Consider the following 19059-nt stretch of genomic DNA (forward strand, 5'->3'; position numbering starts at 1 on the left):
TGCGCCAGACCCCGAAAGGCCCGGCTCGCGTCGCGCATCAAGCGCCCACACTTATCGGCTGTTAGTTTTTAAAGATCGATCCGCTCACTCCGCGCCGCCTTCCTACCACCACCCGGCACCGCTTCGTTCTGCGTCGCTGCATCTGCAGCAGAGAAACGAGATTATGAAGAGCGAGTGACAGGTCGTCAACCCCCTTCGACGAATTTTCTTTCACAGAAGCGCCAATCGGCGCGCAAAGCGTTCGCCCTACATATAGTAGGTTTTCGATCCTCAGAGGAACGCAGTCGTGTGAACACGGACAAGTTGGTCTATAGTCGGGAGTCTGCCGTCCGTCGCGAGAGAACTGCTCGTTGTTGCAACAAACTTTTTTGCGCGCCGCTCCGCGCCGCCACGGGCGGACGGCGAACGGATCTACGGCCCAGCGTGCGACGAATTGCTGCGCACAATGCGCGCGAAGGCGCAAGCTCGTATATAATGCGAGCCGCGCGAATTTCGCACATTTCTATCGGCCCGCTCAAAGCGGGCTCATCTTTTTGCTCCCCAGAGCACACAGCCATATAACCGCGTTGAGTCACTCAGGTGATGTTGAGCCATGCTCGAAACGCCTGACGGTCGCGTCTTGCGTCTCATAGCGAAGCCTCTCGAGGAGAATACGTGAACCCTTTTGATCGCGAAGATTCGCAACACGAAACCGCAGCCTACACGAAAGCTCCGTCGGGCCGTACGCCCAAGGGCAAGGGCGCGGGCAAAGCGATCCCCGTGGCGGCCGAGCTGCCGCCGCAGCAAGCCGAAGAACGTCAGCGCCAGATGCGCGCGCTGATCCAGCTGGGCAAGGAGCAAGGCTACCTGACCCACGCGCAGATCAATGACCACCTGCCCGATAACTTCGCGCAAACCGCGGCAATCGACAGCATCGTCAGCGCGTTCAACGACATGGGCGTGCAGGTCTACGAACAGGCTCCCGACGCCGAAACGCTGCTGCTGAATTCGAACGCTCCGGCAGTCGTTTCCGACGATCAGGCGGATGAAGAAACCGAAGTCGCGTTGTCGACGGTGGATTCCGAGTTCGGCCGCACGACCGACCCCGTGCGCATGTACATGCGCGAAATGGGCGCGACCGAGTTGCTGACGCGCGCGGGCGAAATCGCGATTGCGAAGCGTATCGAAGACGGTCTGCACGAAATGGTGCAGGCCATTGCCGCATGCCCGCTCGCAATTTCCGCGATCCTGGCAAGCGCCCAGCAGGTTGCGGACGGCGAGTTGCGAATCGACGAACTGGTCGACGGCCTCAACGAAGACAACATCGCGGCGGAAGAAGAGACCGTGAGCGCCGAAGCGACAGCCGACGTGGACTCGGACACGGAAGAAGACGACGACAGCGATAGCGACGACGACGTCGGCCCGGCCGATTCGTCTGCAGCAGACGAAGCGCGTCTGAAGCAGCTCACGAGCGACTGCCTCGAAATCTTCGCGCAAGTCGGCATTCTGTACGACCAGATGAACGCGTCGCACACCCGCGGCGACGTCAGTTCCAAGGCATATCAGCGCGCGCGCGAGGAAATTCAGCAACATCTCGCGAAAATCCGGTTCACGGCGCGCACCATCGACCGTCTGTGCGGCGACGTGCAGCATCAGGTCGCGCAGGTTCGCGCGATCGAACGCAACATTCTGCAGATCGTCGTGACGAAGAGCGGCATGCCGCGCGAGAAGTTCATCGAGTCGTTCGCAGGTCATGAAGCCGATCTCGGCTGGACCGAGCGCGCAGCACGCGGCACGACCTCGTATGGCGCCGCGCTCGAGCGTCACCTGCCGGCAATTCAGTCGGAACAGCAAAAGCTGATCGATATCGAAGCCACCGTCTCGCTGCCGCTCAAGCATCTGAAAGAGATCAACCGCCAGATGGTCGCGGCTGAATCGAAGATGCGCAAAGCCAAGAGCGAAATGATCGAGGCGAACCTGCGTCTCGTCATTTCCATCGCGAAGAAGTACGTGAATCGCGGCATGCTGTTCCTCGACCTGATTCAGGAGGGCAACATCGGCCTGATGAAAGCGGTGGACAAGTTCGAATACCGCCGCGGCTGGAAGTTTTCCACGTACGCAACGTGGTGGGTCCGCCAGGCCGTGACGCGTTCGCTCGCCGATCAGGCGCGCACGATACGCGTGCCGGTGCACATGATCGAAACGATCAACAAGCTGAACCGCATCTCGCGTGAAATCCTGCAGCAGACCGGTCAGGAAGCGCATCCGTCGGTGCTGGCCGAGCGCATGGATCTGTCGGAAGAGAAAGTGCGCGGCATCCTCAAGATCGCCAAGCAGCCGGTGTCGATGGAAACGCCGGTTGGCGACGACGGCGACGCCACGCTCGGCGACATGATCGAAGACTCGGCGGCATCGTCGCCGGCAGACGCCGCGATGCAGGCCGACCTTCGCGCCGCGATCGACGATGCGCTCGACTCGCTGTCACCGCGCGAAGCCAAGGTGCTGCGTATGCGCTACGGCATCAACACGAAGTCGGACCACACGCTGGAAGAAGTGGGCAAGCAGTTCGACGTCACGCGTGAGCGCATCCGCCAGATCGAAAGCAAGGCCATGCGCAAGCTGATGCATCCGAGCCGTGCCGATCGACTCAAGTCGTTCCTCGACCGTTGATCCAGCCAGTCTGACTCTGCTTCACCGCGCTTGCCGTGCGCCATGCACGGCAAGCGCAATTCCCGCCTCAAGCTTCAGAATTCCACCGTTCTCAAATAAGCAGCGAGATGATCCCGCCAAGGGTGATGCCCGCCGCCAGCCAACGTCCGGCCGTGTAGAAAGCGTTGCGCTCTTCGTGCGGCTGATCTGGCCGTTCCAGCCCGAGCGTGCCATACGCAAACGACTTCACCGCTGACGAATCCGTCGCCGACGCGCCCTCGCCGTCCGCACCGGCCGCGCTCGTGCCATCGACTACATTCGTATCGCGAGCCGCCGCAGCAGCGCCTTCCGTGGAGATGCGCACAGCCTCGTCCTGCTTCGACGCATTCGAGGTAGCAGAGCGCGCGGTGACGGCAGTTGACGACGCACTCCTTGTCGTGCGGTCAGTTGCCTGTCGTGTTGACAGCAACGCACTGTCGATTTGCATTGCAACCTCCGTTCGTTTCTTCAGGGCGTTCGGCGTAGCGCCGGATACAGGCTCTATCGACCGGGAGCGGTTGAAACTTGACGCCCTGTAAGGCACGGTAAGCGCAGACGCGGTGTCAACAACGACGCGTTCCGCCCCACATCGTGTTGTCCACAGAAACTGTTCAGAAGGCTGTGGATATCCTGCGCAAGAGTAGTCCAAGTACCTGAGCGCGCACAGTTTTCATCCTCTGCACGCGGCAAGTCTGAAGTCAAAAAACAAACCGCAACGAGGCCGCACTCAAGGCATAACAAACGTCTTCACGAGCGTCAGTTCGCCGGCTTTTCGCATCGGCACGCGGATCGTCTCGCTCTTTTCGTTCGGCGTGTTTTCATCGGTGATGATCGTCACTTGAGCGACAGTCATGTCGCTTCGATCGTTACCGCTGCCGTAGTAATTTACGAAGACGAGATAGGTGCCCTTCAGCGGCGCCGCCGATGAATAGATCTCCGGCCCATAGCCAGTCGTGACGTCGACGTCGAGCGCGCCGCCGTTCGCCACGACGCGATCGCCGTACCATGCATGCGCGCCGTCCGGCGATACCACGTGCAGGTCGAGATCCGTGCCGTCCGTGTCCCACGCGAGCAATACACGCAGCTTCGGCTGCGTCTTGCCGCCATAGGCGTCATAGAACTGAACGCGCTTGCGGCTGCCGTCCGGCGCGCGCAATTCAACGCCATTGCTGCCCGCAGGAAACGCATAGGGCCGCGAGAACTTGCCGTCCTCCTCTACACGCTGCGGCAACGGCGTGCCGTCGACCACCAGCGTACCCACGGTCTTGCCCTTTCTTTTCGGTGCGTTACGAATCTGCCCTTCGATAAGCGCAAGTTTCGACTGCCCTTCCGGCGTCGTTACGGACACCGCCGGATAGTGCACATCTTGCGTATAGCGTTCGCTGTCGCCGCTCGTATTGCGCCAGCCGTTCAGCGGCGCGGCGAAGTCGATATCGCTTGCATGCGCGGCCGACGCGCCCTGCAAGCAGGCGAGAACCAGCAAGCTGTAGCCAGCAGCGTTCATCCATCCCGTCGTTTTGCGCTTCATCGTGACTGCTCCCGTCCCGCTTTCATAGTCGCTCGCTCTTCACGAGCATGAGGTCGCCGATCTTGCGCAACGGCACAACCATCGTTTCACGCCGCTCGTTCGGCGTATTTTCGTTGAAGACCAGCGTCAACGTCGCCGTGATGACGTCGCGGTCGTGCGCGGACGCGTCGAAGTTGTAGCCGGTCGTATCGAAGTTGCCCCAGTAGTTGAGGAAGAACAGCCACGTGCCACGCTCCGGCGCCGCCGATGAAAATATCCCCGGCCCCGCGCCGTCCACCGAGTCGACGTCGAAGCCGCTGCCGTCCTCGAGCGTCGGATTGGCGAAGAACGCATGCAACCCGCCCGGCGTGATCACATGCAAATCGACCTGAGCGTGAGGATCGTCCCACGTGACGATTGCGCGCAGCTTCGCCTGCGGCTTGCTGGTGTCCGCTTCATAGAACTGCATGCGCTGATGCTGCCTGCCGTCAGCAGAAATGAGTTCAATGCTGTTCGAGCCCGCACCGAATGCCCACGGCCGCGCGAATGCGCCCTCGTCGTCCGTGTAGAGCGGCGTCGGATTGCCGTTGACCACGAGTGTCGGCGGCTTGCGCGCGTGTTTGTCGATACGCTTCAGGCGTCCCTCGATCAATGTGCGGTAACGCTGCGCGCCACGATCGACCGGCGGTCGCGGATACGCCGCGACAAATTGCTCGCCCTCATTGGTCAGCCCGCTATGACGCCAGCCGCCGAACGAGCGGGTGAGATCGGCGACGCCGCCATCGGCACTAGCGGCGCGCGCCTGTGTCACAACGCCTGTTCCGGACACGCAGCATGCAGCGACAGCCACTAGCATCACGACGCGCAGGCGAACCCGACGCACGACGGAAGACCGGCTCAACGAAAATAAGGAGGTGACGTGGTTCATTGGATCGGATTGTCGGTACGAATCAGCATGCGCGCGGTGCGCTCGACAAAATCTTCGTCGAGTCCACGCGGATGATGCTGAAACGCGAGGTGAACATATTCATGCGCCAATGCAATGCGATCCTCTTCCGTTTGCAAGCGATACACATAGACCCTATTGCGCTGCGCGTCCGCGTACGGACGTCCTTCGCGAACGGCACACACGGCCGGCAAGTCGGGCGTCTCGTATCCGGCCGCGCCATCCATGCGCCGCGCCCAGGAAGGCGCATTGCGTTCCAGCCACTCGCGCGCGCCGGTCACCGCGATGCAATCGCCGGACAAGGGGCTTTGAAATGAAGTCAGCGTGGCTTGCGGCCATGTGCGTGCAAGGATCGCATCGAACGTCAGGCCAGTTTGCGCGGATGCTTTCGCGGCAAGCCAGCTCATTTGCCCTGCCGCGGCCTTGTCGTGGTGATACTGGACAGGCACGCCGGTCAGCACGAGCGCGTCGGTCATATCGGCGGCACGGCGCGCCGCCGCAGTCGGCGCGCGAGGCAGAACGCGCTGCGTGTTGCTGCTATCGTCGATACGCAAACAGCCGTGATCGTGTACGCCGTGCTGCACGGCGTAAGTGCGCGCCGCCACGGCGAGCGCCTTGGCCGCTTCCGGCTGCGCCGTATCGCCTTCACGCTCGACTACGCGCGCCACATAGTCGTTCATGCCGAAGCGGCCGACCACTTGCGGCGCTCCCGCAGCGTTACGATCGAGCCGCAACTCGCCGCGGCTCGTGAGTCGCGTCCAGTTGCCGTTCACAAAGCCAACGCGATACTCGCCGTTCAGCGGCCCGTCAGCCACCGTCGCGGGTCCTTTCTGGCCGAGCACTTCGCGAATCGGATAGCGGCTGAAGAAATCGACGACGACACATGCGCCGTCATCGGGCACGGTGACTCGCGTGAGAAGCGGCGCAATGCGCGGCGCGGCCAACGCGAGCACGCGTGCGCTGCCACCGGGACCGGCGAGCCAGACCGGCGTGCCATCCGCTAGCCAGCCTGCGGCGCCACCCACCGATGCGCCTGGCCGGGCCGTATCGGGCATCGTCCACGTTTTGGCGCGCAGCAGGCTGCCGTAGAGCGACACCGTTCCCTCGCCACGCCCGCTCGTCAGTACGGAGACCAGCGTGCTGGCCGCCGCTTCGCGTGGGCGTGCGGGCATCGCCTGCAATGCGGCAAGCAGTTGCACGACGGGCACACGATGCGTCGGCGTCATCGCGTGAAGGTCGCGCAACCAGGCAGGCGCGTGTACCGCTGTCCAATACTTGCGCCAGTCGGCGGGATCGAGTTGCAGACGCCCCGGTTCGAAAAAGAGCCCGCACGATTTCACGAGTGCATGCTCGCGATCGACATGACCGCCCGTCATGCAGCAATACACTTCTTCGGGATCGCCGCCGTTGCACGTGTAGTCTGGCGTTGCGATGTTTCGATCCACCAGATAGCCGTAGACAAACAGCTTCCACACGCTGCCAAGCGGTGTTTCCAGCGTGGCGGGCAACGGCAGCGCGGATTGCGGAGACAGGCCGCTAACGGAGCCGTCGACGTCGGCTTGCCAGAGCTGGCTTTGCCCATCGCGCAACGACGCGAAGTGCAATGCCTGCTTCGCCGCCGGCTGCAGTGAAGCCGGCCCGGCCGCATACGCGCGATCGAGTGTGACGCCGCAGATCATGCACACCGCGCCCACGGCGAACGCGATCCGCAGCATCATCGCTGCAAGAAGATCGCGGACAGTCCGAAAAAGCGCGCGGAGCATGGCCTGTGTCGCTTACTGGATACGCAACGAAGTCACGCGATCGCTCTTTCCGCCTTCGAACGCCTTCGCGTCCGGTTGATACATGCGGAAATAGCGCGCGGGCGGCAATGCGAATGTGCCCGGCAACGCGAAGCGCACCAGTTGCCGCAACGCCACTGGCCGGTCGAGCAACGGCACCGGCTGGTGATACGAGAGCTCACCCATTTCATACGATGCAGCACGCGCGAACGGTTGCGGGCCGCTCTCGCCTTCCTTTTCGCCAGGCAAGCCCTCGATCGACACGCCCCAGCTCGTCGCTTCGACGCTCGCGCCGGGCGGCAGCGGCACATCGAGCAGACCGTAGTGATACGCGTTGCCCGAGCGCGGCATGAGCGTGACTTCGTCGACGTACAGTGCATTGCTGTCGATCGCGTCGCCCGATTTCACGAGACGCGCTGTGAACGCAGACCGCCCCACATTGCTGTCGCCCGCGCCCTGCTTTTTCGGATCGGCTTTTACCTCGACCGGTTCGAGCCTGTAGAAGCGGCGGGCAACGCCGATGTTCAAGCGGCTGTCTTCGCTCGTATGACTGCGGAACGAGACGATTGCGCTGACGTCCGTGCGTGCGGCGCCTGCGTCGAGCGCGGACGGCACGCCAGCAGCGGTCCATTTCCAGAGTGGCGTGCCGGTCGGCGTAGCAGCGCGCGTCCAGCCCGCGCCTTGCAGCGACGGCAACGAAGTAGCCGCCACATCGCCGCCGAGCGCCTTGCGCAACCAAAGCAGCGTCAGTGCGCGGTCGAGCGTCGGGTAATCGGCGCTGCTTCGTGCAAGCAATGCGGATGCATCGACGCTCGCGCCTTCGCCGGACATGGCAAGCAGGCTTTGGACTAGCGGCGCCGGATCGTTGCTCAACGAGACACGCGCGGCGCTCGATGCCGCATCGAAACCGTCCGGCGTCTGCGCGCCCGTCGCGCGCGCCATGTTCGCGATCAGCAGCATCGCCATCTGCTTGCCGCGCGGCGAATCGGCCTGTGCAAAGACGATACTGTCCGACGCGCCATACGTAGCACTAGCGGCGTTGCGAGCCGGTGCAGCGGCGGTGGCCGCCGCGTCGCTCATCAAGTCGGCAGCCACGCCCGAGACAGGCGTCGCGACCGGCAAGCCCATCTGCTGCATGAACCACAGCGCCAACGCGCGATGAAGCAGTGGCTCTTTAGCGCCGGCGTCGCGATAGACCTCCATCGCGTGTTGCCAGTTTGCGGCGGGCAGGCTTATGCCGAGACTGCGGCTCGCGAGCCAGTCCGCGTAGTACGCGTAGGCCGTGATCAGCGCGCTGCCGCCGGTCGTATCGCCCCACCAGCCGAACGTGCCGCCGACGCCCGCGAGCATAGCCAGACGTTGCCGTTGATTACGCAACAGCGCTTCGATTCCTTGCGTCGAACTCGCGTTGTCGCCGCGGCCGATCGCGTCGTGTGCAAGTGCGAGCGGAATCAGGCGGCTCGATGTCTGTTCGGCGCAGCCATACGGATAGTTGATCAGATCGTCGGCCACGCGCATGAACTGGCTCGCTGCGCTGCCGACGAAACGCACGCTCACGTCCTGCGCGTCTTGCGGCAGATTGAGCGGCTTGCCTGCGCCGTCAAGCGCGACAGTGTTCTGATGAAGATCGAGCCAGCCGCTCGCGTCGAGACGAATCGTGGTCTGCAAGCGGTCCACATCCTTGTCACCCTTGCGCAAGGTCGCGTTGACCACGCCGGCCTTCAGCGCGCCGCTCGGCAGACGCAGATAATTCGCGCCGCGCTTAAGCGTGACCTTCTGATTCAGCGACAGACCGCCGCCCTCCACCAACCACTGCGCGTCCATGTCCGCATCGGTCTGGTTGAAGGCGATCATGTCGATAGACGGCTGGTCGTTGACGCGGAAATGCGACGGCCCGCTCCACTTCAGATACAGCGCCTTGTCGGAGCGCACGTATGCGGTGCGCTGGCCGACCATGCCATCGGGCGCGGCCGCGCGCACGGTAACGCGCCAGCGCGCTAGCGAGTCGGGCATTTTGAACGTCATGGTGGCGTGACCATTGGCGTCGGTTTTCAGGCTGCCTTCCCAGGCGGCCGTGTCCTGATCGTCGCGGCGCGGGCGTTCGAGCACTTTCACGCCGCGCTCGTTGTAATTCGCCCGTTGCGGCCCGCCCGGCGCACCCTTGAGCGGCGAACGCGCCAGGTCGTAAGTGATGAACGACAGACTTGACGATGTCCGCACGTTATTGCGCCGCGGATGATAGAAAAAGTCGACGATGTTCGGCGCAATCTCTGGCTGCAGCACATAGACCATTTCATCGACCACGCTCACAGTCAGATTCGCCGCTTCCGGTTTGCCGTTCAACGTGCTGTCGAAATTCAGGGTGACGGTATCGCCTGGACCGTACACCGGCTTGTCGCTCTTCACGTTCAATTCGATTTGCGGCTGTGCCACGACGATGCCCGCGTTCTGGAACGCGTATTCGCCCGCATGCACGTACAGCACCGAGAAGGTCATGTTGGGCGCGAAGTCTTCGCCGACCTTGATACGCGCCTTCCATTGCGACGGCGTCACGCGCTGCAGTTGCAACCAGTCGCCGCCCGCGCTCAACAGCGCGCGTCGTTCGACGTTGTCGCGTTCCAGCGTCAGCAACGCATCGTCGACGGGCAGCGGGAATGTGATCAGCGCTTCCGCCGTGTCGCCAATCTTGTACCGGTCGCGATCGAACACGATCTCGACGCTGCCTGGGATCGCCTTCAGGCCGTCGCCCGCGACCCAATGGCTGACGGCGGCGAGCAGGTTGCCCGCGTCGTCCTTGACCGACAACATGTACGAACCCGGCTGATCGAATGGCACTGCGAACGACAGCTTGCCGCCAACGCCGTTCGGCGCGCTTTTCAACGCACCTTCGGCGTGCGTCTGCGATTCGAGGCGCGTCCATTCCCATTTCGCCGGCGCATGCGCCGCCGGGTCGACCGCGGCCAGCGCCTGCAAGTCGAAGCTCACCGATTCCTTCGGCTGCGAGAACGACTTCGACGTAGTCAGCCGGTACGGCGTCGCGCCGCGCGCGATCAACACTTCGCGCGTCACGCGGACCTTGTATGCGGCGCCGTCCTGCGCGAACAGCGTCAGTGCATACCGGCTCGGTTCGGTCGCTGCGGGCAGCGTCAGGCTGGCGTTGCCGTCGCCATCCGTCTTGAGTTCCTGTTGTTCGAGCTTGACCGGGAAGAGCCCCGCATAGTGCAGTTCGCCGTCGACAATCGTCACTTTCTGCGCGCGCAGCGTGACCGAAATCTTGCTGTCGCGCACCGGCTTGCCGTCCGGATAGCGCAGCTGGATTTTGCCCTTCAGCGGTTCGCCGGTCGCATAGTCGGCTTTGTCCATTGAAAGATTGACGTCGAAGTGCGGCTTCACATATTCGGCAACGCGAAACGCGCTGCCATACACATCGCCGTTATAGTCGAACCGCAGCGTGTAGCCGCCAGCGCTTGCGTCTGCGGGCAGCGAAAACGACGTGTCCGCGCCGGTATCTGAAGCGAAATGCGTCTTCGCCGTTGCAACCGGCGAGCCGTTCGGGTCGAGCACTTCGAGCTTGATGTCGGCCTCGGCAGGCGCCGACGATTGAGTCGCGTTCTGAAACGTACGGCCAATAAACTTTACGTGGACCTGATCGCCCGGCCGGTACATCGGCCGATCGGTGACGGCGTAGATTTTCGTGTTGTAGATCTCGCTGTCGTAATAGAAATTCTCCGACACAAACACGCCGCCCTGCGGATCGACACCAAGCACATAGCTGCGCTCGGGGCTCACGTGTTGCAGCACGAGCGCGCCGTCGTTGCCCGTCGTACCGCTTTGCAACACACCTACACCGTCGGTCCAGTTCACTTCCGTGTTAGCGACCGGCTTGCCGCTATCGCGCCGCGTAGTCCACACCAGCATTCCGCTCGATGCCGCTTTCACGACCGCCACCGTATCCGACACGAACAACAGCGTATGCGCGCGATAGTTGCCGATCACCGCCTCGACGATATAGAGGCCCGGCGGCAGCTTGCCTACCGGGATCATCACGTTGCCGGAGCTCGCCTCGATAAAGTTACTGCTGCTGCCCGCGAGGTTCACGCCCTTGGGCGGCTCGATCACTTTCGCGTCCCAGATCGGATAGCGAAAACGCGCGACCATGTCATAGCCTTTCAGCGGGGCGAACTGCGAGTTCTGCTCGAACTGCGTCTGCTTGCCGGTCTGTTCGCCGAGCTTGAATTGCGGCGCGGCCTCCGTTGCCTTGCTGCGGGTGGCGAACGAAAGCACGCGTTGCCATGCGCGGCGTGCCTCGGTGAACCAGCGGTCCCACAGATAAGCCAGCGTGTTCGCGAGGCCTTCGCCCTGATAATTCGGCGCGACATTCAGCCGATGCAGATTCTTCTGGGCCTTCAGAAACTCGAGCGGCTTCGGCACCCGATACACGACGATGTCCGCGCCGCCGTATGCCTGCAACGCGTCCTTGAAATCGCGGCCGGGCGCCTCAAGCCGGACCTGCGCGAGTTGATTACTGCCGAAGCTCGCATCCGAGAGGAGGAAGAAGGGTTGACCGTCCACTTTCTGCGAAGCGAAGTTGCTCGACGGCGCCGGGTTGAGCGTCGGATTCGCGGCGATGCTGGCGTCTGCCGATGCCGCCGATGCTGCCGACGCGTCGTCGCCCGCCTGCGCGGTGCCGCTTACGGTGATCAGCGCAATCGACACAAACAGCGCGGCCATGGCGAAGGTCGCGCGATCGCGCATAGGGTTCAGCCATTTGCAAGTCGCGATCACAGAGCTCATTCGGGTCATGGTGTCAAAAAGTCCAAACGAAACACGCCGACAAAGTTCGGATTGCCGTCGAGCGGCTGCCAACGGGAATCTTTCCATTGCATCAGGTCGGAAACGGCGACCGCGCGCAGACCGGTATCGATCGGCGTGACGGTGCCTGTGTGATAAGCGATGTAGCGATCGAGCCAGATCATCAGATGCTGGTCGTCGCCCTGGTCGAAGAACAGCAGGTCGCCGGGCAGCGCCTGGTTGACGTCTTTCGAAACGAAGCGGCTATTGCGTTGAATCAGTGCGATGGCGGAAGCGTATGCGCCAGTGGAACCGTCGAGTTGCGTCCAGCGATTCGCGATCATTCGCTGCGCCGTGGACAACTGCAGTTCGGGCGGCAGACTGCTCGTGTCGGCAAGGCCGGTCATGCCGTTGGCGTGCAGCCATTTGCTGTCGTGTGGTCGCAGCGTCTCGCCGACGGCAAAGCGCACTAGTCCCGCGCAATCGCGTTGCGTCCAGCGCGGCGTCGGGCCGCGGCGCATCTGCTGATCGACGATGCGGGTGAACCACGCGCGAAACACAGCCGATTGCTGCGCGGTGAGCGTGTCGGGCTCGGGACCGGAAGCACCAGGACTCAGCGCGTGGGCATAAGGCGCGACGCTCGCCGCTGCAAACGTCGCGGTGATGCGCAACAGCCATGCGCGGCGTGAAACCGCCACGACGCGTGAAGTCGCGACTTCACGGGTGGGATGCGCGACAAACTCCGCACGGAGTTGAGGCGTCGCGCGCGAGGGCGCCTGGCGAGGCGCGCGCAACGCGCCGGCTAAGCGAAGGCGACGCATTAATCGCCCTCTGTGCCGGGCTGATCTGCGGATGCTTGCGGCGAGCCGTTAGCCGAACCCGCATCGCCTTTCGCGCGATCGAACCACCACTCTACCGGCACCCAGCCGGTCGAGCCTGGCAAGGTTTGCGGCAGCGTCAACGAAACCGGTGGATAGTGTGCGAGCGCGCGCAGCTTTGGTGTGAGATGCGTACGCGAGGCGTTGCGGAACACGGCTTCCTGATCGGCGGGCAGTGCGGCGCCAGCTTCGCGTTCGATCAGTGCTGCAGCGGACGAAGGCGTCAGCGTCAGAATGGTGCGCGGCAAACGCTCAGGAGCGAGCGTATCTGCCAGCGCGGGGTAACGCTTGTCGAGCACTGCCAGCGTGTCGTCGACGAGACGTGAGTCGGGCGAGAAAATCAGATAGCCGTGCGCGAGCGCGAGCGTCACCGGGAAATAGCGCTCCGCCGATAGCTGCGACGCGAACGACGCCCTACTGCTCGACGCCGTGCCCGAGCGCGCGCTGACCGGCCTCTGCCAGACGGTGACGTCCGCACCCAGGTCGCGCCTCGTGACCGGCAAACGGCGATAGTTAGTGTAGTCAGCGTCGTTGGCGTCCGTCTTCGCGGCCTTTGCCTCATATGCGCCAATCACGTCACCGAATGTTTTGTCGAGCGCGGTCTTCAGCGCAACGAGCGAGGCCGCGTCCTGTGTCTTGTCCTGCGTTTTAACTTGAGCGATGAAAACCGGCGCAACCAGCGTGGATTTCGCATACCAGCACACCGCCGCGGGGCCCGTCAGACGATCGCCGATTGCCCCAGCGGCGTCCGCCCCATTGGCCACCTTGCCAAGCAGTGCCGATGCCTCCTTCCAGTCCGCGGGCAGGCTCGCGCACGCTGCGGCGTTCGCCGGCAATGCGTGCCACAAGGCCGCGCTGTTCCACTGCTGCGGCAGTTTGCCCGGCTCGATCAAGGCCGAGGTCCGCCAGGTCGCCGACGCGCTGCCGTTCGGCGAGAAGTCGAACCGCAGCGCGTCGATGCCCGAAAAGAACGCCTGATAACCGAACGACAGGTAATTCGCCGACACCACCAGACGATGCCCCTTCGGCGCGTCTCCCGAAGCGTCCAGTTGATATGCGCGAGCGGCGGCGTCGCGACCGGACGACAGCATGTCGGACACAGCATCGGCGCGTTCGCCCAACAGGCCACCCTTTTCGTCGAGCAGAACGCCGGGCGCGGACAGCACGACGAGCCGATCGTCTTTCGCCGCGAAAAGCAGCGTTCGGCCAACTGCGAGCTTCAGCGCGTAGACCGGAACATCGCCGGAGAGCCTGGCGACCTGACTCAGTTGTGTGTCGCTTGCGGCGACGTTGCCCAAGCCCTGCAACAGCTTCGCAAGACCGTTGCGGCGCACGGACATGATCCAATAGCCGAGGCGGCCATCCGGCGAACGCCAGAGCAACACGTGCGCGGGTTCGTCGAACACGCGGCGGATCAGTTCGTCGCGCCAGTCAAGTTGATGCTCGAACGCGAAACGCCGCAATGCGCCTTCAGCGGAAAGGCGCGTATTTGCCGACTCGTAATAGTCGACGAAGTCTTGCGTGAGCACGTCGTGAAGCAGCGGCACGCGCAACATGTCGCGCGGTAAACGCGCCAGCGCTTCGCTGTCGATCACCGCATCGGGATGATGAATGTCCAGAACGACTTCGCCCGCGTTGGTCGCCTTGCGATGTGCGAACGGACGCCACACGGCCTGAATGACGATGCCGGCCACGATCAGAAGCGCGGCCACGAGGATTGCAATCTTTTTACGCGACATCTTCATCTGAGTTTTTCTGGTTCGATGCGACGATATTAACGTTGATGCCGGCCGGATTAAGCCGCCGTGACCTATCGCTGAAGGCAGCGATGATAACCGATATTTTTAACAGCAAACCACCCGGCATTGCATTTAACAATCAGAGAGGTTTCAGGTGCTTGTTGACCACAAGTTGCGCTTGATTAATGCGTCGAAAGAGGTTAATGATTTTTTCTGTCACCGCGATTAAACAACGTTCGTTCAGGCGCTATACCGCTGAGCGCCAGTATGGGCGGTCTGTCGCTTAGCCACACGCGACTCGCAAGCCAGTTCGAGCGGCGTCCGGATACACTCACGCAGGCGAGCGGCGATGCATTATGCGCATAAACAACCGAGGTTCCGCGAGATCACCTGTTAATGCCGGACTTGCTCCTACGGATTCAGAGAAACATCACTTTGATTTGCGAGACGCAACTGTAAGACGACCGGATTTTTCACCGCTTGGGCGTTATGTTTTTACCTGGACATAATCGTCGACGCCTCGCGTTCGCGGAATTACTCAATCGCTGCGGTCGCTCGCATCGTCAGATAGCCATCGTGATCTTTTGCCCATAGGTCGATCGATTTTCCATCCGCCGCGGGCGCGCCGCACACCATGAAAGCCTGGCCCGAAAACGTCGGGCGAAGTGCCTTGAACGCGAAGCTCTGCAGCGTTGCATCGGGTCGCTCGCGGCGAACGAGATCGACCAGCAGCGTGGCAATCAACGGCCCGTGGACCACGAGGCCAGGATAAGCCTCGACTTGCGTCGCGTAGGGATAGTCGTAGTGAATGCGATGGCTGTTGAAGGTGAGCGCCGAATAGCGAAACAGCATGACGGGATCGGCTTCGATAATGCGGTTCCAACGTTCGCCCTGCGGCGCGAGTTGCGGCTGCTGAGGCCGCGCGTCTGCTAGCGGTGCGTCGCGGTAGACGATGTCGTGCTCTTCTTCGAGCCTCAATTCGCCGCCAACTTCAATCGAATGCTGCACCGTCACGAACACGAGGCGCCCCGAGCGACCCGTCTTGTCTTCAATGTTCGCAATGGTCGACGTACGCGTGGCGCGCTCACCCACTTTTAGCGGCGCATGAAAAGTGATGCGCCCGCCGGCCCACATGCGGCGCGGCAGCGGCACCGGCGGCAAAAAATCGCCGCGCTTAGGATGACCGTCCGGGCCAGTTTCGGACATTGGCGCGATCGGCAAGAAGTAAAGCCAGTGCCAAAGCGGCGGAACGGTATCGCCGCTTTGCTCGCGATCCAGCGTCGCGGCGAGAGCCGCGAGCGGAAACGCGGTAACGAGATCTTTGGCGACTCGCTCGGTGCCGAGCCAGTCATCGAGTTTCTGGTGGTAATCCGACATGGACAAGCCTCCGATGGAGCGACCAATTGACAGCACCTACTATGAACGACGCGACGCGCTTCGCAAAGGTTATCGTTGGGCGGCGTCACTTTTTCCTGCTCACAACTCACCGTTTTGCCGGACACATCGCCTGTTGATCCGTGCGCCTCCAACCTGGGGGAATTGCAGCGCAAGAGTCGGAGTGCGCGGCCTGAAAGACGCGCTTACACTCAATCATCGTTCGAAAACCGCTTAGGGAGACTCTGATGAATACGGTGGCGAAAGATGCCCGCGCGCAATCGCCGGAACAGGATCGAAAAACTGAATCGAAGCCGTTGCAGAGCCGCAATCATGCAAGTTCACTGACGGCGCGCATCGAGACGACTGATTGGTTTCACGTCGAAGAAGAACTGAACGGCTATGGCTGCGCGATGTTGCACGGGCTGCTTGACGCGCGCGAATGCGATGCCCTCACTGCGCTGTATCCCCGAGAGGACTTGTACCGCAGCCGCGTAGTGATGGCGCGGCATGGCTTCGGCCGTGGCGAATACAAGTATTTCTCGTATCCGTTGCCGTCGTTAATCGCACAGTTGCGACGCGAGTTGTATCCGCATCTCGTGCCGGTGGCGAATCGTTGGAACGAGGTGATGGGCATCGGCATTCGGTATCCGAGCGCACACTCCGAGTTTATCGAACGCTGCCACGCTGCGGGCCAGACGCGCCCGACACCCCTAATGCTGCAGTACATGACCGACGACTATAACTGTCTGCATCAGGATCTTTACGGCGAGCACGTGTTTCCGCTACAAGTCGCGATTCTGCTGTCGGAACCCGGCGAGGATTTCACCGGCGGCGAATTCGTGATGACCGAGCAGCGTCCGCGAATGCAGTCACGCGCGGAAGTCGTGCCGCTGCGCAAGGGAGATGCCGTGGTGTTCGCGGTTCATCATCGGCCGGTGCAAGGTACGCGTGGTGTATATCGCGTGAATTTGCGGCACGGAGTGAGCCGTTTGAGATCGGGACAGAGGCATACGTTGGGAGTTATTTTTCATGATGCGATGGCGTCGTCGTCCGATGGCGTGGTCAATATGTAGTTGTTGAGCGTGCTCGCGATTGGTGGCGGTGACAGGGCTGCGTCGTCGAACTGGCCACCGCAAGACTCGTTTCTAAGGCTCGTAGACGCTCAGTTCTCTGCACTTTTGTTGTCTCGTCATGCACGCTTCTACACGGGAGCAAAGGTAGTCGCGGCACACGGCCTGCGTAACCTCGATGAATGGCTTGAGCGTCACCGCCGTATTTTGAGCGACTGATTGAATGAGATTTCGCCGGGAAATCCTCCGGTGAAGTTGGATGGTCCCCATGCACTTCGCGTCATGTCAATCACGTTACCGCTGTCCGCGATGAATAGAAGTCTATTTTTGCGCAGCCCCCGGGGCGTGTCGACTGATGTGAGCGGGTCGTCGGCTCCAACCGCTAGGTTCGCGATAACTGGCGGCCTCGGCGACCCAGTAAGCTGGGCCACCAGATACGTGTTTAAACCGGTAGCAAGCTTGCGTGCAGGCTGGAGGGGTATTGCAGGATAGCTCCCAGCCGAAAGCTAGCTACTATTTCCCTTTGACAGATCGAATTATCTGAGTTGCAGCTTTGACAGCTTGTTGCTTTGAATGGTGACGTGACTTAAGTCCAATCCAGTACGTCAGGGAGACCGTTTTGTCCTGCGTACTAGCAACTTGCTCATAGCAATCCCCTGCATACGCGGATGGCCCCTCAGCGTCCGCGGCAGGGCACGCAGGGAAAGCTTCGTACACCGTTTCCCCTTCAATCACCGACTTCTTCGTAACCGCAGTAGTGGCACTGAATAGCGCCAGATCCCCTGCGGCGCCGTACCAGTACGGTTGAACAGATCCGATGTCGGTTCCACAGTTACGTATGTTCTTTTCGCAAAACGTTAAAACATCTTCCGCTTCCACACCCTTAAGTCGGAGAGAATATGCATGAAAGCCCCTTTCGAACGTGTCGAGCTTTTCAATTTTTTCGTAGCGATCGGACGGGTACGAAAAACTGACATGTTCGTCACTATAAACTTTGATCTTCGCTTGCGACGTGCCCGAAGCATTTGCGACAACAATGTGGCCAAGCAAGACAACAACGATGAATCGGTTTAGTAGATACATTATCAGTCTCCAAGAAGGCTATATACCCGCATCGTGTGATACGTCCGATTCTCAAGACCATTGATACCGCCATTTATTTGAGTCGTAAGCACATGCGCCGTTTCGGCGGTTACCCCTCTGTCGGCGTACCTGTTCATGCTGCTTTGGGGATGAGGAAGCCCGTGGTTCGGTCCCGCTTCCCAGTACCAAGTACCGGTATCTATAGTGTTGTAATGCACTGTCAGGAGGATGTCCGGCGTGGCGATGTTCGGCCTTGTCGGATGCTGATAATTCCATCACGACGCTGTAAAACTTTGCCGACTTAACCAACCTCTATACACCCAATATTCTGCATAATTTGATTTTCCCGTTAGCTGCTTCATGCCTCTCCCTCGAAATTTGTACCCATCGCCCGGAAGGTCGTTTCCGTTTAGATCTGCATATAAGGAGTTACATGAAGCTTCGCTTCGATGCTCTTCCATCCACGCCAGGGTTCTTGACTCTTCCGCGCCTTGACCCAGGAAGTGGGACATCCGCATCGGGTTTCGCGTAATGGAGTGCTTTTCCATTAGTCGGTTGAGCACGGCTCTATAACGCTCACGCACCTCATTCGACAAGGCATTCGCAGCCTGATGCAGATGTCCTTCCGATTTTTCGGCGTAGGTGTTCGGGTATATTTGTTCGAGTTCTTTAGAAGAGAGCCAACGGCACGTCCTGAAATGCCGCACAAACGCCGTCGGCGGGAAATGCCACACCTCATTGGCATGCGGAAAATCTGGATCGCTGACATCCTCCCAGAACGACAGATCGCGCGCATGATCGATCAGCTTCGTAAAAGCTTCGTTCGCTAACGGATTGGTCAATGCCTCATGTGGACTCTTAAGCCAGTTGTATCGCGCCTCCAGGCCGTTGCGACTCCACTCCGATGGAAACTTGCAGATCGCACGCGCCATGCGCTGCCGGATCGCATCAGTGCCCAGCGCCGTCACCGCATCGGCATGGCTCACGTGTCCCGCATGATGGACGTCCAGCCAGCGTTTGACCGTGGGCGAATCGCACAAGCTGTCGGGCGTGGGGTCATCGTTAATGAAACTCCACCCAGCCCACTCAGGGAAATCAGCATCGCTATAGGCCCGGACGCCCGCCTTCGACAGGTTGATCCAGCCGTCACCGTCCGGTGTCTTCACTTTCCGCCAGTGATTGAAGCGCGCGCCGGCGGGAAGTTGGTCGTTGATGCAGCG

The 19059-nt window shown here is 61.3% G+C and carries 11 protein-coding genes and 1 pseudogene; 2 read left to right on the forward strand and 10 right to left on the reverse strand.

All coding sequences use genetic code 11. The features are described from left to right. Positions 1-654: 654 nt before the first annotated feature. A complete protein-coding gene (gene rpoD, locus J2W46_RS33830; protein WP_087754784.1) occupies positions 655-2649 on the forward strand; it encodes an RNA polymerase sigma factor RpoD in 1995 nt (664 codons plus the stop codon). Positions 2650-2740: 91 nt separating this feature from the next. Here rpoD and J2W46_RS33835 read toward each other — a convergent pair whose 3' ends face one another. From J2W46_RS33835 to J2W46_RS33870, 8 genes are all read right to left on the reverse strand, one after another. Next, on the reverse strand, positions 2741-3115 hold the full coding sequence (locus J2W46_RS33835) for a hypothetical protein (RefSeq protein ID WP_310360305.1): 375 nt from the start codon (positions 3113-3115) through the stop codon (positions 2741-2743). 279 nt (positions 3116-3394) lie between these two features. Continuing rightward, complete coding sequence (locus J2W46_RS33840) at positions 3395-4195, reverse strand: YfaP family protein (protein ID WP_310360307.1); 801 nt, start codon at positions 4193-4195, stop codon at positions 3395-3397. 22 nt (positions 4196-4217) lie between these two features. Continuing rightward, on the reverse strand, positions 4218-5102 hold the full coding sequence (locus J2W46_RS33845; protein WP_310360308.1) for a YfaP family protein: 885 nt from the start codon (positions 5100-5102) through the stop codon (positions 4218-4220). Further along, a complete protein-coding gene (locus J2W46_RS33850) occupies positions 5099-6883 on the reverse strand; it encodes a DUF2300 domain-containing protein (protein ID WP_310360310.1) in 1785 nt (594 codons plus the stop codon). The genes J2W46_RS33845 and J2W46_RS33850 overlap by 4 nt, the downstream gene beginning before the upstream one ends. Positions 6884-6895: 12 nt before the next feature. Next, positions 6896-11704: an alpha-2-macroglobulin family protein gene (locus J2W46_RS33855; RefSeq protein WP_374726918.1), complete on the reverse strand. Its 4809-nt coding sequence runs from the start codon at positions 11702-11704 to the stop codon at positions 6896-6898. Further along, positions 11701-12513: a DUF1175 domain-containing protein gene (locus J2W46_RS33860; protein ID WP_310360314.1), complete on the reverse strand. Its 813-nt coding sequence runs from the start codon at positions 12511-12513 to the stop codon at positions 11701-11703. The genes J2W46_RS33855 and J2W46_RS33860 overlap by 4 nt, the downstream gene beginning before the upstream one ends. After that, positions 12513-14315 carry a DUF2138 domain-containing protein gene (locus J2W46_RS33865; RefSeq protein WP_310360316.1) on the reverse strand — a complete coding sequence of 601 codons (1803 nt, stop codon included), beginning with the start codon at positions 14313-14315 and terminating at the stop codon, positions 12513-12515. Before J2W46_RS33865 ends, J2W46_RS33860 begins: the two co-directional genes overlap by 1 nt. Before the next feature lie 528 nt (positions 14316-14843). Then, positions 14844-15686 carry an FAS1-like dehydratase domain-containing protein gene (locus J2W46_RS33870; RefSeq protein WP_088173657.1) on the reverse strand — a complete coding sequence of 281 codons (843 nt, stop codon included), beginning with the start codon at positions 15684-15686 and terminating at the stop codon, positions 14844-14846. 245 nt (positions 15687-15931) lie between these two features. On the opposite strand from J2W46_RS33870, the gene J2W46_RS33875 reads away from it, so the two are divergent. Continuing rightward, the gene (locus J2W46_RS33875) at positions 15932-16759 is read left to right on the forward strand and encodes a 2OG-Fe(II) oxygenase (RefSeq protein ID WP_088173658.1); all 828 of its coding nucleotides are present in this window, start codon (positions 15932-15934) and stop codon (positions 16757-16759) included. A 510-nt stretch (positions 16760-17269) separates the two neighbouring features. On the opposite strand, the gene J2W46_RS33880 is transcribed toward J2W46_RS33875, so the two are convergent. Further along, positions 17270-17839: a hypothetical protein gene (locus J2W46_RS33880; protein WP_204523161.1), complete on the reverse strand. Its 570-nt coding sequence runs from the start codon at positions 17837-17839 to the stop codon at positions 17270-17272. Between the two features lie 275 nt (positions 17840-18114). Beyond that, positions 18115-19059, reverse strand: a pseudogene (locus tag J2W46_RS33885) (M23 family metallopeptidase); the annotation flags it as partial.

Source organism: Paraburkholderia strydomiana, from assembly GCF_031456815.1.
GTDB lineage: Bacteria > Pseudomonadota > Gammaproteobacteria > Burkholderiales > Burkholderiaceae > Paraburkholderia > Paraburkholderia caledonica.

Bases quoted from the DNA above. Each gene is read 5' to 3' on its own strand.
- J2W46_RS33835 (WP_310360305.1), bottom strand. From the start codon at position 3,115: ATGCAAATCGACAGTGCGTTGCTGTCAACACGACAGGCAACTGACCGC.
- J2W46_RS33840 (WP_310360307.1), bottom strand. From the start codon at position 4,195: ATGAAGCGCAAAACGACGGGATGGATGAACGCTGCTGGCTACAGCTTG.
- J2W46_RS33845 (WP_310360308.1), bottom strand. From the start codon at position 5,102: ATGAACCACGTCACCTCCTTATTTTCGTTGAGCCGGTCTTCCGTCGTG.
- J2W46_RS33850 (WP_310360310.1), bottom strand. From the start codon at position 6,883: ATGCTCCGCGCGCTTTTTCGGACTGTCCGCGATCTTCTTGCAGCGATG.
- J2W46_RS33855 (WP_374726918.1), bottom strand. From the start codon at position 11,704: ATGACCCGAATGAGCTCTGTGATCGCGACTTGCAAATGGCTGAACCCT.
- J2W46_RS33860 (WP_310360314.1), bottom strand. From the start codon at position 12,513: ATGCGTCGCCTTCGCTTAGCCGGCGCGTTGCGCGCGCCTCGCCAGGCG.
- J2W46_RS33865 (WP_310360316.1), bottom strand. From the start codon at position 14,315: ATGAAGATGTCGCGTAAAAAGATTGCAATCCTCGTGGCCGCGCTTCTG.
- J2W46_RS33870 (WP_088173657.1), bottom strand. From the start codon at position 15,686: ATGTCGGATTACCACCAGAAACTCGATGACTGGCTCGGCACCGAGCGA.
- J2W46_RS33875 (WP_088173658.1), top strand. From the start codon at position 15,932: ATGAATACGGTGGCGAAAGATGCCCGCGCGCAATCGCCGGAACAGGAT.
- J2W46_RS33880 (WP_204523161.1), bottom strand. From the start codon at position 17,839: ATGTATCTACTAAACCGATTCATCGTTGTTGTCTTGCTTGGCCACATT.